The organism is Bradyrhizobium sp. UFLA05-108 (assembly GCF_059803455.1).
The window spans coordinates 1-14,018 of the sequence record NZ_JBANAZ010000001.1 but is presented as its reverse complement, the minus strand read 5'-3'; the positions used below and the strand labels follow the sequence as shown (position 1 = coordinate 14,018).

14 protein-coding genes and 1 pseudogene are annotated in these 14,018 nt (G+C 64.2%); 4 read left to right on the top strand and 11 right to left on the bottom strand.

Features of this window, described 5'->3' with window-relative positions; all coding sequences use genetic code 11:
* Positions 1 to 45: 45 nt before the first annotated feature.
* The 5 genes from SO140_RS00075 to SO140_RS00055 form a co-directional block, all read right to left on the bottom strand.
* Positions 46 to 765, bottom strand: a complete 720-nt coding sequence (locus SO140_RS00075) for a ribonuclease activity regulator RraA (RefSeq protein ID WP_449384167.1) — start codon at positions 763 to 765, stop codon at positions 46 to 48.
* Between the two features lie 131 nt (positions 766 to 896).
* Positions 897 to 2,633: an L-arabinonate dehydratase gene (gene araD, locus SO140_RS00070; protein ID WP_474802266.1), complete on the bottom strand. Its 1,737-nt coding sequence runs from the start codon at positions 2,631 to 2,633 to the stop codon at positions 897 to 899.
* On the bottom strand, positions 2,630 to 3,493 hold the full coding sequence (locus SO140_RS00065; protein WP_449384165.1) for an ABC transporter permease: 864 nt from the start codon (positions 3,491 to 3,493) through the stop codon (positions 2,630 to 2,632). Before SO140_RS00065 ends, araD begins: the two co-directional genes overlap by 4 nt.
* Positions 3,494 to 3,504: 11 nt before the next feature.
* Entirely contained in the window at positions 3,505 to 4,266 is a 762-nt protein-coding gene (locus SO140_RS00060; RefSeq protein WP_474802264.1) for an ABC transporter ATP-binding protein, read from the bottom strand.
* A 4-nt stretch (positions 4,267 to 4,270) separates the two neighbouring features.
* On the bottom strand, positions 4,271 to 5,302 hold the full coding sequence (locus SO140_RS00055) for an ABC transporter substrate-binding protein (protein WP_449384163.1): 1,032 nt from the start codon (positions 5,300 to 5,302) through the stop codon (positions 4,271 to 4,273).
* A gap of 93 nt (positions 5,303 to 5,395) precedes the next feature.
* On the opposite strand from SO140_RS00055, the gene SO140_RS00050 reads away from it, so the two are divergent.
* The 3 genes from SO140_RS00050 (at position 5,396) to SO140_RS00040 (ending at position 10,299) form a co-directional block, all read left to right on the top strand.
* A complete protein-coding gene (locus SO140_RS00050) occupies positions 5,396 to 6,112 on the top strand; it encodes a GntR family transcriptional regulator (RefSeq protein ID WP_449384162.1) in 717 nt (238 codons plus the stop codon).
* Between the two features lie 193 nt (positions 6,113 to 6,305).
* Positions 6,306 to 6,725, top strand: a complete 420-nt coding sequence (locus SO140_RS00045) for a response regulator (protein WP_474802261.1) — start codon at positions 6,306 to 6,308, stop codon at positions 6,723 to 6,725.
* Positions 6,703 to 10,299, top strand: a complete 3,597-nt coding sequence (locus SO140_RS00040; protein ID WP_474802259.1) for a PAS domain S-box protein — start codon at positions 6,703 to 6,705, stop codon at positions 10,297 to 10,299. Before SO140_RS00045 ends, SO140_RS00040 begins: the two co-directional genes overlap by 23 nt.
* A gap of 167 nt (positions 10,300 to 10,466) precedes the next feature.
* Here SO140_RS00040 and SO140_RS00035 read toward each other — a convergent pair whose 3' ends face one another.
* Positions 10,467 to 11,102 carry a response regulator transcription factor gene (locus SO140_RS00035; protein ID WP_449384159.1) on the bottom strand — a complete coding sequence of 212 codons (636 nt, stop codon included), beginning with the start codon at positions 11,100 to 11,102 and terminating at the stop codon, positions 10,467 to 10,469.
* Between the two features lie 152 nt (positions 11,103 to 11,254).
* Between SO140_RS00035 and SO140_RS00030 the strand changes: the two genes are divergently transcribed.
* Entirely contained in the window at positions 11,255 to 11,587 is a 333-nt protein-coding gene (locus tag SO140_RS00030; RefSeq protein WP_449384158.1) for a hypothetical protein, read from the top strand.
* A gap of 22 nt (positions 11,588 to 11,609) precedes the next feature.
* Here SO140_RS00030 and SO140_RS00025 read toward each other — a convergent pair whose 3' ends face one another.
* The 5 genes and pseudogenes from SO140_RS00025 to SO140_RS00005 form a co-directional block, all read right to left on the bottom strand.
* A complete protein-coding gene (locus tag SO140_RS00025; protein ID WP_449384157.1) occupies positions 11,610 to 12,113 on the bottom strand; it encodes a response regulator in 504 nt (167 codons plus the stop codon).
* A gap of 143 nt (positions 12,114 to 12,256) precedes the next feature.
* Positions 12,257 to 12,571, bottom strand: coding sequence for a PilZ domain-containing protein (locus SO140_RS00020; protein ID WP_212402411.1), 315 nt, complete (start codon positions 12,569 to 12,571; stop codon positions 12,257 to 12,259).
* Positions 12,568 to 13,452, bottom strand: a complete 885-nt coding sequence (locus SO140_RS00015; RefSeq protein ID WP_449384156.1) for a CheR family methyltransferase — start codon at positions 13,450 to 13,452, stop codon at positions 12,568 to 12,570. The genes SO140_RS00020 and SO140_RS00015 overlap by 4 nt, the downstream gene beginning before the upstream one ends.
* A 46-nt stretch (positions 13,453 to 13,498) precedes the next feature.
* Entirely contained in the window at positions 13,499 to 13,885 is a 387-nt protein-coding gene (locus tag SO140_RS00010; RefSeq protein WP_449384155.1) for a response regulator, read from the bottom strand.
* A 30-nt stretch (positions 13,886 to 13,915) separates the two neighbouring features.
* A pseudogene (locus SO140_RS00005) lies at positions 13,916 to 14,018 on the bottom strand (chemotaxis protein CheW); the annotation flags it as partial.

The window sequence follows — 14,018 nt, the reverse complement described above, 5'->3', positions numbered from 1 at the left end:
GTTTGTCGCGAGGGAAAACCGCGTCACACTTTTCCGGATCATGCTCTAACGGCCGTTCGCCTTGCGCCAGGCCGCGAAGTCGGTGAGTGTCTGCGGGTCGGTGGCCGGATAGAGCCCGAAGATACCACGGCCCTTGCCGACTTCTTCCGTGACGAAGTCCTCGAACGCGGTCATCTCGAACGTCTCGTTGGCAATCTCATCGGCGAGATGCGCGGGAATGACGATCACGCCATCAGCATCACCGAGGATGACGTCGCCGGGAAACACCGGCGCGTCGCCGCAGCCGATCGGGACGTTAATCTCGATCGCCTGGTGCAGCGTGAGGTTGGTCGGCGCGCTCGGGCGGTGATGGAAGGCCGGGAAGCCGAGCTTGGCGATCTCGGCGGAATCACGAAAGCCGCCGTCGGTGACGACACCGGCGACGCCGCGCTTCATCAATCGCGTCACCAGGATCGCGCCGGCGGATGCGGCGCGCGCGTCCTTGCGGCTGTCCATCACCAGCACGGCCCCGGGCGGGCAATCCTCCACCGCCTTGCGCTGCGGGTGGGAGCGGTCCTTGAACACATCGATGGTGTTGAGATCCTCGCGCGCCGGCATGTAGCGCAGCGTGAAGGCCTCGCCGACCATGGTCGGCTGATCGGGGCTCAAGGGGTGCACATCCTGGATCATCTGGATGCGCAGGCCACGCTTGAACAGCGCGGTGGCGACGGTGGCGGTGGAGACCGACTTGAGCTTGTTGCGGGTGGCGTCGCTGAGTTTTGTCATTTTGTTCTCACTCTCTCTTTCGTCATTCCGGGGCGCGCGAAGCGCGAACCCGGAATCCATCGGGCCGCAAACGCTGCGGAGCAATGGGTTCCGGGTTCGATGCTTCGCATCGCCCCGGAACGACGGGCGGATCAATAAATCGACGGCTCGCCGATCGGTGCGCCGAAACCGGTCTCCAGGAAATCAAAGTCGCAGCCGTCATTGGCCTGCTTGATGTGTTTGGTGAACATCCAGCCATAGCCGCGCTCGAAGCGGCGCTCGGGCTGCTTCCATTCCGCGCGGCGTTTGGCGAGCTCGGCCTCCGGCACATCCAGATTGATGGTGCGCGCGGCGACGTCGAGCGTGATGCGGTCGCCGTTCCTCACCAGCGCGAGCGGGCCGCCGACATAAGACTCCGGCGCGACGTGCAAGATACAGGCGCCATAGCTGGTGCCGCTCATGCGCGCGTCCGAGACGCGCACCATGTCGCGCACGCCCTGCTTCACGAGTTTCGTCGGGATCGGCAGCATGCCCCATTCCGGCATGCCCGGCCCGCCCTGGGGCCCCGCGTTGCGCAGGATGAGGATATGATCCTCGGTGACGTCGAGGTCGGGATCGTCAACCGCCTTCTTCATGGACGGATAGTCATCGAACACCAGCGCCGGCCCGGTGTGCTTGAGGAAGCGCGGCGCGCAAGCGCTCGGCTTGATCACGCAGCCGTCCGGCGCAAGATTGCCCTTGAGCACGGCGAGCGCGCCCTCTTTGTAGATGGGATTGTCGACTGGGCGGATGACATCATCATTGTGGACCTCAGCGCCGGTGATGTTCTCGCCAAGCGTTTTCCCGGTGACCGTGACGCAATCCAGATGCAGGTGCTGCTTGATCTGCTCCATCAGAGCCGGCAGGCCGCCGGCGTAGAAGAAATCTTCCATCAGATAAGCATCGCCGCTCGGTCGCACGTTGGCGATCACGGGTACCTTGCGGCTGGCCTTCTCAAAGTCATCGAGGCCGATGTCCTGGCCGGCGCGGCGCGCCTGCGCGATCAGGTGGATGATCGCATTGGTCGAGCAGCCCATCGCCATCGCAACCGCAATCGCGTTCTCGAACGCCTTTCGCGTCTGGATCGTCTTCGGCGTCAAATCCTCCCAGACCATCTCGACGATGCGGCGTCCGCATTCGGAGGCCATGCGGATGTGGTTGGCGTCAGCGGCGGGGATCGAGGAGGCGCCGGGCAGCGTCATGCCGATCGCTTCCGCAATCGCGGTCATGGTCGAGGCCGTGCCCATGGTCATGCAGGTACCGTAGCTGCGGGCGATACCGGCTTCGATATCGACCCAGTCCTTGTCGGAGATCTTTCCGGCGCGCCGCTCGTCCCAGTACTTCCAGCCGTCGGAGCCCGAGCCCAGCGTCTTGCCCTTCCAGTTGCCGCGCAGCATGGGACCTGCCGGCAGATAGATCGCGGGGATGTTCATCGAGGTGGCGCCCAACAGCAGCGCTGGCGTGGTCTTGTCGCAGCCGCCCATCAGCACGACGGCGTCGACGGGATGGCTGCGCAGCAGCTCCTCCGCGTCCATCGCCAGCAGGTTGCGGTAGAGCATCGTGGTCGGCTTCAGCAGCGATTCCGACAGCGACAGCGCCGGCAACTCGATCGGCAGACCGCCGGCCATCAGGATGCCGCGCTTGACGTCGTCGACGCGCGACTTGAAGTGCATGTGGCAGGGCTGCGCGTCCGACCATGTATTGAGGATGGCGATGATCGGCCGGTCCTTCCACTCCTCCGGCGCGTAGCCCATCTGCATGGTGCGCGAGCGATGGCCGAACGAACGGAGGTCATCAGGGGCGAACCAGCGCGCGCTGCGGAGCTGATCGGGCGTCTTTTTCTTGGTCATGATTGGGTACCCCATTTCTGGACGGTATTCCGCTCGATGGCGCGGAAGATCAGGTTCTCGACAAAGAGCCCGATGATAATGACGGTCAAGAGGCCTGCGAAGACCGCGGGGATGTCGAGCAGGTTGCGATTCTCGAAGATGAACCAGCCGAGGCCGCCCTGCCCCGAGGACACGCCGAACACCAGCTCGGCCGCGATCAGCGTGCGCCAGGCGAAGGCCCAGCCGATCTTCAGTCCCGTGAGGATCGAGCCGAATGCGGCCGGGATCAGGATCTTTGCGACATAAGGCAATCCGCGCAGGCCGTAATTGCGCCCGACCATGCGCAGCGTGTTGGACACGCTCTTGAAGCCGGAGTGAGTATTGAGCGCAACCGGCCACAGCACCGAATGGATCAGCACGAAGACGAGGCTGCCATTGCCGAGCCCGAACCAGATCAGCGCCAAGGGCAACAACGCGATCGCCGGCAGCGGGTTGAACATTGCCGTCACCGTCTCCAGGAAATCGGTGCCGATACGGGTCGAGATCGCGAGCACGGTGAAGATGGCGGCGAGCGCGATGCCCGCCGAATACCCCATGAACAGCACCTTGAGCGAAGTCCAGGCGCGCAGCGGAATGGTACCGTCTTTGACGCGCTCGAACAGCGTGGCAATGGTGTCGTGCAGCGTCGGGAATAGCAGGGGGTTATCGAGATAAACGCCGTAAGCTTCCCAGATTGCGGCCAGGAACAGGATGATGACGGCCTTGCGGATGAAGCCGTCGTTCCACAACAGCTCAAGGGCGTTCAGCTTGCGCTCGACTTCCCCGGCACTGACGGCGTCCGCAGCCGATGCGGCTCGCAGCAGAATTCTCGCTTCGCTCATGACCGGCTCCCTCAATGTGCCGTTGCCGCGGACGAGAATAGGAGATCATGAATCTCCTTCTCCAGCCGCCCGGCGCTGCCATCGTCGGTGGAGACGCGGTCGACATCGACGACCTCCGCCTTGACGCGTCCGGGATGCGGCGACAGCAGCAGGATGCGGTTGCCGATCCGGATCGCCTCCGCGATCGAATGGGTGACGAACAGCACGGTGAATTTGGTCTCGCTCCAGAGCTGGAGCAATTCGTCCTGGCAGGTTCGCCGCGTCAGCGCATCGAGCGCCGCGAAAGGCTCGTCCATCAGCAGAATGTCCGGCTCCATCGCCATGCCGCGGGCGATGGCGACGCGCTGCTTCATGCCGCCGGAGAGCGTGTGCGGATAGGCATCGACCACGCGGGTCAGCCCGACCTTCTCGATATAGGCTCGCGCACGCGTCTCGGCCTCCTTGCGCGGCAGCCGCCGTGCGGTCAGGAGCGGAAACATCACGTTGGCGAGCACGGTCTTCCAGGGCAGGAGCTGGTCGAACTCCTGGAAGATCATCATCCGGTCCGCGCCGGGACCGACGATATCGCGTCCCTGGATCGCCATCCGCCCTTCGCTCGGAATCATGTAGCCGCCGACTGCCTTGAGCAGAGTCGACTTGCCGCAGCCGGACGGTCCGAGCAGCACGAAGCGATCGGACTTGTCGACGGTGAAAGAGACCTTTTCGGTCGCGGTGACGACGGCGCTCGAGGTCTTGTAGCGCAGCGTCACCCCGCTGACATCGAGAAGCGCCATGGGCTCAGCTGCCCTTCAGATCGTGCGCAACGGGGAGATAATAGTCCGTCCACGCCTTCGGCTGGGTCTTCAGCGTTCCGGTCTTGAACAGGTGGGCGGCGAACTTCATCGTGCCCTGCGGTTCGAGATTCCATTCCATCATGCCGGGCTGCTTGAGCAGATCCAGCAGCTCCTCGACCGAGGTCTTGTCGCCGGTGACCTCCTTGTAGATCTCGACCGCTTGCCTGGTGTCGCTGCGGATCAGGTCCTGCGCTTCCTTGGTCGCGTCGCGCACGGCCTGGATGATCTTTGGATTGGCGTCGGCAAATTTTGTGGTGGTGAAGAACTGCGCCTGGCTCAAAGGTCCGCCCATCACGTCGGGTGAATTCAGCACCACATGCGCGCCCGGCACGTTCTTCAGCTCGAGGAAGCTGAACGGCGGAATCGAGAAGTGACTGTGCACCTCGTGCTTGGGATTGACGAGCGCGGCATAGGCGTCGGGGTGACCGAGCTGCACCGTGTTGGCATCGAGCTTCGACCACTGATCGGCGCCAAAGGCTTCGGCAGCTGCGATCTGCAACACGATGGCCTGGGTCGAGACCTTCACCGTCGGGACCGCGATCTTGTCGGTCGGGCCAAAATCCTTGATCGACTTGATATTGGGATCCCTGCTGATCAGCGTCATCGGCTGCGCCGAGGTGGCGACGATGCCCTTCACACCACCGCGGGTGCGATCCCACAGCAGCAGGAGATTGCCGGTGCCGGTGTTGAGGATGTCGACGCCGCCCGCGAGTAGCGCGTCGGTCTGCGCGCCGCCGCCGGAAAAGGTGATCCATTTGGTGGTAACGCCTGATACGCCGAGCGAAGCCGCATGCTTCTCGATCAGCTTCTGTTTTTCCATGATGTGGCTCGGCATGTAGAAGATGCCGGGCTGGCGCGACAGCGCGACCTCGGACTTCTGCTGCGCTCTCGCGGGGGCCGCCGATACGGCCAGAGTGGCGCTTACGGCGACGATCAGGGCGACGGCAACGAAGCCATGCTGGAACTGCTTGATCATTGTTGTTCGTTTCCTCCGGCCGGCATTGACGGGCGGCGCTGCTGATGCACTAATGCATTAGTGCATCAAAGGCAAGCGCGCGGAGCCGCCGCCATGGAAGTGCCCCATACCGCGCCTCGCGCGGCGACCCGTCCCGGCGCGCGGCTCGACCGCGCCCGGCAGGCCGCCCCACAGGTGTTCGAGCGGCTGCGCAATGCGATCCTGTCCCTTGATCTGCCGCCGGGCTCGCCGCTGTCGCGCGCCGCTCTCGCCGCGCAATTCGGCGTCAGCTCGACGCCAATCCGCGACGCATTGATGCGGCTGGAGGAAGAAGGGCTCGTCGACGTGTTTCCGCAGCACGCGACGGTGGTCAGCCGGGTCGATGTCGGCCGCGCCCAGCAGGCGCATTTCCTGCGCCAGGCGCTGGAGCTCGAGATCGTGCGGCTGCTCGCGGAGAACCATGACGAATCCCTGATCATCCGCCTCGACCACGCGATCGCGCTCCAGCAGCAATTCGCCAAGGGCGGAGATTTCGAGAGCTTCATCGCTGGCGACAATGATTTCCACGCCCAGCTCTACACGGCCGCGGGGAAGCAGGAGCTCTGGACGCTGGTGCGCAGCCGCAGCGGACATATCGACCGTTTGCGGCGGCTGCACCTGCCTTCCCCCGGCAAGGCCCAGAACATCGTGCGGCACCACAGATTGATCACCCGCGCGATCGAGGCCGGCGACGCCGTTACCGCGCAGCAGCACTTGCGTACGCATCTGTCAGGCACGCTCAGCGAGCTCGACAGGATCCGGGCGCGTTATCCGGAATATCTGAGCGACTAGACGCGGTACAGCCACCGGCTGTAACATGGTAGGCTTACAAGCGCGCATATGGGTAGCTCTCGTCCGAGCCGCGCCACAGGACACATTCCATCGTCGCGAAGTGCTTGCAGGTTACGCGGAATCCGCGCAACAATTTCCCAGTCCCTGCTTCGACCGACATGGTCGACCTGGACCAGGCTCGGGGGACTGGAACTTGGCCAACATCCTGATCGTGGATGACGATCCGGCCGTGCAGATGACGATCCGGCTGCTGCTGGAGAGGGCTAGTCACCGCGTAACGGTCGCCGGCGACGGCCGCCAGGGCCTTGCACTGTTCGAGGCAGGTCAGTTCGAGCTGTTGTTCCTGGATATTTTCATGCCCGGAATGGATGGACTGGAGACGATGCGGCACATCCGGGCGCGAGCGCCGGCGGTGCCGATCATCGTGATTTCCGGCCGGTCGGCCGCGCCCGATGCTTATTCCGAGCCGGACTTCCTGAAGATGGCGACGAGGCTCGGCGCAGTGGCGAGCTTGCCCAAGCCGTTCCGCCCCGAGGCGCTGCTTGCGGCCGTCGACGATTGCCTCCAGGCGAGGAAGCCAAGGACTCCTGATGCCAGCACCAGCGGCAGATGATGAGGGCAGCGGTTCTGCGACGCACCAGGACAAGCCGAACCGTGCCCGAAACCGCGAGACGCGCGACATGACGCTGGCGACGCGGCTCGCTATCGCCATGACTCTGCTGGTTGCGATGACCGTGGCTGCGGTGGGCTGGCTGAGCTCCTCGAGCGTCGAGCAGGCCGTTCTGCCCCGGGTGATCGATCGGCTCGAGACCCACTCGCGGCTGCTGGCATCCGACATCGAAGGCTACGTCGCCGGCGCGCGCGGCGATATCGCCAGCTACCGCGCGGCAGCCGCACTCAACGGCCTGATCCGCGCGCATATTGCGGGCGGGACCGACACGCAGGATGGCGTGTCCGAGAAAACCTGGCGCGACCGCCTCGCGGCGCGCCTTGCCGCCGAGATCGATTCCAAGCCGGCTTACGCGCAGTTTCGTATTATCGGTGTCGAGGAGGGCGAGCCGGAGCTGGTCCGGGTGGACCGAACCGGCCCCGGCGGCTCGGCGCGGGTTGCTCCGAATGACGAGCTCCAACGCAAGGGTGAACGCACCTACTTCCAGGACACGATTCGTCTTCCCCCGGGCGAGCTCTACGTCTCGCAACTCGAACCGGCGAGTGATCGGGGCGGCACGACGACAGCCCACACACCGACGCTGCGCGTGGCCGCTGCGCTGTTCACGCCGGACGGCAAGCCGTTCGGAATCATCCTCGTCAATGTCGATATGCGTCCGGCGCTGGAGCGTCTCCGTTCGCTGGTCCGCCCGGGCGAGCAGCTCTACGTCGTGAATGCGCGCGGCGACTATATCGTGCATCCCGACCGCAGCCGCGAGTTCGGCCTTGCGCGCGGCGAGCCCAACAATTGGGTGAAGGATTTTCCCTATTTTGCGGGTCTGATCGGGGCCAGCAAGGGTGCTGGCCAAGTCGTCAGGGATGCGCGAGGCCGGGTTGGCGGCGCAGCTTTCGCGCCGGCGCTACTAGCCGGCAAAGAGTGGCTCGGAATCATCGAGATTGCCCCCAACACGACTTTCGCCCGTTTCGCCGCGGCGATCCAGAACACGACGTTGTCGGTCGGCTTGATTGCGGTGCTTGGCGCAGCCGCGTTGGCGCTCCTCCTCGCGAGAACCCTGACACGGCCGGTCGTGCAACTGACGCGCGCCGTCGAGACCGTCGGCCGAGGCGGCGAGATCGCCATTCCGGTCGATGCGCCGGGCGAAACCGGCGCACTCGCACGGGCCTTCGCGCGCATGGTAGCGGAGGTGCAGGCCAAGACCGCGGCTCTCGAACGCGAGGTCCGCGAGCACCGCCGCACTGAGGCCGCGCGAAGCCATCATGCCGCGCGCGAGCGCCTGTTCAATGCTGCGGTCGAATCCTCCGACGATGCAATCGTCATGCAGTCGCTCGACGCCATCATCACCGGCTGGAATCCCGCGGCGGAACGGCTCTATGGCTATTCGGCGGACGAGGCGATCGGCAAGCACACCTCGATCATCGTGCCTCCCGACCGCCGCGAGCAGGGCAAGGATTATCTGCGACGGATCGCACGCGGCGAGCCGATCGAGCGCTTCGAGACGGTGCGCCTGCGCAAGGACGGCACCCCTGTCGAGATCGCGCTCAGCCTGTCGCCGATCAAGGGTCCTGGCGGCGAGATCATCGGCGCGTCCGGATCGGCTCGTGACATCACCGAAGCCAGACGCACCGAGCGGGCGCTACAGCAACAGCTTGAGGAACGCCGGCGGATCTTCGACGCCTCGCAGGACCTGATCATGATCATGGATGCGAGGGGCTATGTCGCCCAGATCAGTCCGAGCTCCGAAGCCATCCTCGGATATCGGCCGCAGGAGATGGTCGGCCGCAGCGGCGCCGACTTCATCCATTCCGATCATCTGGAGCGGTCACGCGAGGATATGCGGGCCTTGCGGCGCGGCGAACGGCCGAAGCTCGCCGACACTCGCTGCCTCCACAAGGACGGGCACGAGGTCTGGCTCTCCTGGCTCGGGACCTGGTCTGCCGAGATGAAGCGCTTCTATTTCGTCGGGCGCGACATGACCGAAGCCCGGCTTGCACAGGAATCGCTACGGGAAAGCGAGCAGCTCGCCCGCAACATCATCGAGACATCGCTCGACGCCTTCGTCCAGACCGACGAGAACGGCACCATCCTGGCCTGGAACTCGCAGGCAGAAAAGCTGTTCGGCTGGTCGCGTGACCAGGCACTGGGCAGGAACAACATCGACCTGATCGTCGCCGAGAGCGAGCGCGAAACGATCAAGGCCGGTCTGCAACGCTTCGTGACCTCGGGAGACGGCACGCTCCTCGAGCGCCGGCGCGAGATGATGGTCCGCCGCCGAGACGGCAAGGAGTTCGAGGCCGAGCTGAGCGTCACCGCGCTGAACCGTCGCGAAGGACTGCTGTTCAATGTCTTTTACCGCGACCTCACCGACAAGATCGCGGCCGAGGAACGTATCCGCCACGCCGAGAAGATGGAGGCGGTCGGACAGCTCACCGGCGGCGTGGCGCACGACTTCAACAACATCCTCACCGTCATTACCGGGACGATCGAGATTTTGGCGGAAGCAGTCGAGAAGGAGCCGCAGCTTGCCGCCATCACCAAGATGATCGACGAGGCCGCAGCGCGCGGCGCCGAGCTGACCCAGCACCTGCTCGCCTTTGCGCGCAAGCAGCCGCTGCAACCGCGCGAGATCGACGTCAATTCGTTGATCGTCGACACGGCCAAGCTGCTGCGCCCGACGCTGGGCGAGCAGATCCAGATCGAATCCGTGTTCGAGGCGGAAGGCTGCGTGGCGATCGTCGATCCCAACCAGCTCACCACCGCCCTTCTCAATCTGGCGCTCAATGCCCGCGACGCCATGCCGAACGGCGGCAAGCTGATCCTGGAGACGGGAGCTGCCTATCTCGACGAGGTCTACGCCAACATCAACGACATCCGCCCCGGTCACTACGTGCTGATCGCGGTCAGCGATACCGGCGCCGGCATTCCGGCAAAGCTCCTGGACCGGGTGTTCGATCCCTTCTTCACCTCGAAGGGACCCGGCAAGGGCACCGGGCTCGGCCTCTCCATGGTCTATGGCTTCATCAAGCAGTCCGCCGGCCATATCAGGATCTACAGCGAAGAGGGACACGGCACCACGATCAAGATGTACCTGCCGCCTGGCGTGACGGCGACTGCGAGCAGCGAGGGCGTGACGCCGGCCACACTCGAGGGCGGAGACGAGACGATCTTGGTGGTCGAGGACGACCGCCTGGTGCGCGACTATGTGTTGGCGCAGCTGCACTCGCTGGGCTACGCGACGTTGGAGGCGGCCAATGCGGCTGACGCGCTCGCAATCGTCGCGGCCGGAAAGCCGTTCGACCTCCTGTTCACCGACGTGATCATGCCGGGCAAGATGAACGGCCGGCAGCTTGCCAACGAAATCCTGAAGACCAGGCCAGATCTCAAAGTGGTCTACACATCAGGCTATACCGAGAACGCGATCATCCATCACGGACGCTTGGACTCCGGCGTGCTGCTGCTCGCCAAGCCGTACCGCAAGTCGGATCTCGCAAGGATTTTGCGCAAGGCGCTGGGCGGCTGAGGCAAGCGTTTCGAGCTTTCTCTCGTGTCCCGGACGCACTGCAGCGCGCCAGCGCTGCTGTGCAGAGCTGGGACCCACAACGCTTGCTCTAAACTGGAGAGATGGGCCCCGGCTCAGCAGCGCATCACTGCGTGACGCGCTGCGTCCGGGGCACGAGAGAGGAGCGTCTACGACGCGCGTTGCGCGGCCGTCATCACGATGCGGATCAGATCGGCCGCGTTCCGGGCACCGAGCTTCTTCATGATGTTGGCGCGATGGTCCTCGATGGTGCGCGGACTGATCCCGAGCGTGCGGCCGGCTTCCTTGTTGGAGGCACCCGCGGCGAACTGCTCGAGCACCTCGCGCTCACGCCGGGTCAGGGGCTCGCGTCCGGGAAAGTGGAGCTGACCGAACTTGGGCGAGGCGCTCTCCGCCTGCCGACGTGCATACGCCCCAATTGCCTCGTCGAGCCGGTTGACGATCTCGCTGCCGCGGAACGGCTTCTCGATGAAGTCGAGTGCGCCGTTCTTGATGGCGCTGACCGCCATCGAGATATCGCCCTGCCCGGAGATCATGAAGATCGGCGCGGGATAATCCTCGCCGTGCAATTCCCTCAAGATGTCGAGGCCCGACTTGCCGGGAATGTGGACGTCGAGAAGGATCGCGGCGGGCGTGCGGTTTCGCGCGACCGCGAGCAGCGCGGCGCCGTCGGCAAAACAGATCACCTCATAGCCCGCCGCCTTCAACACCATCGACAGGGTGTCGCGAACGGCAGGGTCGTCGTCGACCACAAAGATCTCGCCACGGGAGGTTTTTTCGGCCATGTGCCACGTCCATCCGGCATGAGAAGACTTGTGTCCGCGCCAAGCGTTTTGGCGATCGGCACGGATTCGGCCCACCCCGCATTTGTACGGGACATGAAGTTAACGCACAAGTAGCGGCGTAGTGCCTAATGGCTGGGGGACGGAGAATATCCATGCAAAATTTTGCTGGCACCGATCCGCGTGTCGCGGCGGCCATTTCCGACAGCCGTCAGTTGATCGCGGCCGATCTTCGCTCTTTGATCGCGCAGATCGAGACCAGCATACGCCGGATCGAGGCCGCGATCATGCTGGTTGACGCCTGCGATCCGCCGGGTTCCATCGACGTCTTCGTGCTGGACGACCTCACGCCCCGCTACGCCACGGCGAGCGCGGCGCTTGGCGCCTGCAGGGTCGGTCTCGACGTCGCCTTAAAATCGCTCTCTGATTCCGGCAGATTGGCTGAAACCACGACCGCAGCGGCGGGGCAGCCGCGCCTGATCGGCTGAGTCGGCGCGCATGCCGCGCGTCTTAGGCGCGGTGACGCTCCACGATTGCATCGGTGGCGACGCCGCCCCAGGTATGCATCGTCGGCAGACCCATCGTGGTCTTGCCGAGATTGGCGAGGCTGATACGGAGCGCCGCGAGATCCAGCGGCTTCGGCAGGCTCTGCAGTTCGATCCCCACGGAGCGGGCAAAGTGGCGGGCGGCACTGCGGCGCCGGGCATCCATGCCGCTGATGACAATCACGGAGCCCGCGAATTTCGCCTCCGACATCACGCGCAGCACCTCGATGCCGTCGCCGTCCTCCAGCACGAGATCGAGCGTCACACAGTCGAAGCGCCCGGCGCGAAGTTTGCTGATCGCCTCCGAAACCGAGGACGCCACGGTCACCTCATGGCCAGCATGCTTGGCTGCGACCGTGATCAGGCTACGCTGCGTGGCATCGTCATCGACGACCAGAAGCTGCAGCGGGCGCCGTTCGCCGGCATCGGACAGGTTTGACGGGAGAGAGGAGAAGGAGCTTCTTGGCATTACCGGATCCTGCGATTGAGACCGGCAATTCATACAGCGCACGCGCTTAGGCCGCGTAAAATGGAGGCCGCGAATTCAATCGGATGTTTTGAGCAAATCCGACACAACGCGTTAAGAAAGCGAGCAAGAGGCCGCTGCCGTGCTCAGACTGTTGCGTCATGACCCGCGGCGGCGCGTTTCTTCTTGTTCTTGCCGCGCAGGAACTGGATGTCCATTTCCGCGCCGTTGACGCGCACCAACTCGCAACGGCGATAGGCAAGGCCCGTCGAGGACAACAGGAGAAAAAATTCCTTGAGGTTCAGGCCCTGGATCGAGCCTTCGACCGTGAGGATGGCATCGGTGTCGGAAATCGCGTTGAGCTTGCAATCGCGACGCCAGGTCCCGTCGATCGCCATGATGCAGACGTCATAGCCGCGACTGAACGTCACACGTTCCGCACCCTTGCCATCCTCGCTCATGCGCGCAGCCCTGCCATCGCAGCGGTCCTCGGAGGCGCCGCCGTCATCGCGGGCTTTGCGCCGGCGCTGCGTGTGTCATTGGGCCTGTAGAGGCCGCGCCGCTCCGGAACCGGACGGAAGCTGTCGGTCAGCCCGACCACGGTTTCCGCCGCCCCGAGCACCAGGAAGCCGTCGCCCTCGACCTGACGCGCGAGGCGGTTGAAGATGTTGATCTTGGTCTCCTGGTCGAAATAGATCAGCACGTTGCGGCAGAAGATCACATCGAAGGTGCCGAGCTGGGAGAAGTCGTGCAGCAGGTTGAGCTGCCGATGCTGGATCATGGCTCGCAGCTCGGGATTGATCTGCCAGGTCTCGCCGGTCTGCTTGAAATATTTGACCAGGAGCTGGATGGGCAGGCCGCGTTGCACCTCGAACTGGCTGTAGATGCCCGCCTTGGATTTCTCCAAAACCTCCTGCGACAGGTCGGTGGCGATGATCTCGACCCGCCAGCCGGTGAGCGCCGCGCCCATCTCCTTCAGGCTCATCGCCAGCGAATAGGGCTCTTGCCCGGTCGAACCGGCGGCGCACCAGATGCGCACGCTCCGGCGCGGCGCGCGCGCCTTCAGCACCTCCGGCATGATCGTATCGCGGAAATGATCGAACGGGACCTTGTCGCGGAAGAAGAAGGTCTCGTTGGTGGTCATCGCTTCGACCACGCTGGTGATCAGCGCGCTCGAACCAGCTTGCAGTTTCTGGACGAGCTCGCCGATGCCGGAGAGTCCGGCCTTGCGCGCGAGCGGCAATAGCCGGCTCTCGATCAGATATTGCTTGTCGGCAGACAGGTCGAGACCGGAATGGTCTCTCAGGAACTTCCGCAGATACTCGTACTCGGGCGGGGTCACAGGGCAGCCTCTTTCAGGATTACCGGAACACTCAGGCCAGGAAGGCTTAGGCAAAGGCTTGTCCGACCGGGATCAAGCCGACTTCAGCGAACTTGTCGGCGATGATGTCCTTGTCGAACGGCTTCATGATGTACTCGTTGGCGCCGCCGCTGAGCGCCTGGGCGATGTGGGCGACGTTGTTCTCGGTGGTGCAGAACACCACCTTGGGCCGGTCGCCACCGGGCAGGCGGCGCATATGGCCCATGAATTCGAAGCCGTCCATGACCGGCATGTTCCAGTCGAGCAGCACGGCATCGGGTAGCTTCTGCTGGCAAATCTCCAGCGCCCTCGAGCCGTCCTCGGCTTCTGTAACTTCGAATTCCAGGCCTTCCAGGATGCGGCGCGCGATCTTGCGCACGACGCTGGAATCATCGACGACCAAACATGTCTTCATTTTTATTCTCCGGCTTCGATGTTGTTGGGCTCACGCAGCCATTTGCACTTTGGTTTCGAGTTCGAGGACGCGATCGACGTCGAGGACGACCATGAGCTGGCCGTCGAGACGGTGGACGCCGCCGGCGAGCTTG